We start from the raw sequence: 1,064 nt of genomic DNA, 5'->3' as shown, positions 1-1,064 counted from the left end.
GGGGGCCACCGTGCGCACGGAGGCGGGCCGGAACTGCTCGCTGGCCGAGCGGGAGGACACCGGGCTACGCCGCCGCCGCACCGTGTTTGATTTCGCCCCCCTGCACACCTCACCGTTCGACCCCACACCACACCTCGGGGAGGCAACCGCAGTGCTGGCCCAGCTGCTCCAGCGCGCCCTGCAGCTCGTCGACGAGCACCAGGCGGTGGTGGCCGAAACCCAGACCGTGGCGGCCGCCGCCCAGACCGAGCTGCTCGACGCCCACGCCACAGCGGCCGAACGCACCGCCGAAGACCTCCAGCAACAGGCAGCCATCAGCGCGGACTGGGCACCCGATGCCCGCCAAGCACTCACCACCGCCATCGCCGCCCGCGGCCGAGCCAACCAACCCACCACCCCAGCCGACCGCCACCCCCACCAGGCCGCCCACCCCACTGAGGACACCGTGCGCGCGGCGTTCGACCTCGCCAACCGCATGACCAATTTTTTCCACCCTCCCCGTATGGGGTTAAGCAAGAAATCTTCTTCCGGTTACAGGGGGTACCACTCCTTCTCAGCGTCAACGTCACTAGCCACCGCACGACGACGGCCTCCCGGCCGGGGAGAAAAACCAAACGGCGGCGCTCCGCGCCCAGCACCGACAAGGGGAGTGACCGGGCCGACATCGCCTACGCGTCCTAGGACGACCAACGGAAGGAGAGGCACACCACCAGCGCATCCCCGCCGCTCAGCGGCCATGGCATGGGCGAAACCCCTCGCCCGCAGCCTGGCCGCACGGTGGGACTTCCTCGCCCAGTTCCTAGGCGACCACGGCCGCACCGACCAGCGTGGCGCCGACCGCGAGCGGGGACGACGCATCGCGATGATCGCCGCCACCCTCGCACCCCGCCTCAGCGGGGACTGGACCGCCGACGACGTTGTGCGTCTGGTCGAGCACCACGGACTTACCGGCCGCTGGGCCGAAACCCGCACCGTCATTCCGGCCGGCGACGCCCACTCCCCCCTGTCCTACCTCGCCGCAGTCCTCGACCGGGCCCTCACCAACCCCGCCGCGGAGGTACCCC

General features: G+C 71.0%; 1 protein-coding gene and 1 pseudogene. One reads left to right on the top strand and one right to left on the bottom strand.

Annotated features, from left to right (window positions below; translation table 11 throughout):
- Positions 1 to 109: 109 nt before the first annotated feature.
- Positions 110 to 493, bottom strand: coding sequence for a hypothetical protein (locus K228_RS0125205; RefSeq protein WP_155251644.1), 384 nt, complete (start codon positions 491 to 493; stop codon positions 110 to 112).
- 243 nt (positions 494 to 736) lie between these two features.
- Here K228_RS0125205 and K228_RS29990 point away from each other — a divergent pair.
- Positions 737 to 1,064 (top strand): annotated as a pseudogene (locus K228_RS29990) (hypothetical protein); the annotation flags it as partial.

It is taken from the genome of Salinispora cortesiana (genome assembly GCF_000484695.1).
GTDB classification, from domain to species: domain Bacteria; phylum Actinomycetota; class Actinomycetes; order Mycobacteriales; family Micromonosporaceae; genus Micromonospora; species Micromonospora cortesiana.
Note: the sequence above shows the minus strand (reverse complement) of the source record. Positions and strands in the feature narration are given on the sequence as shown.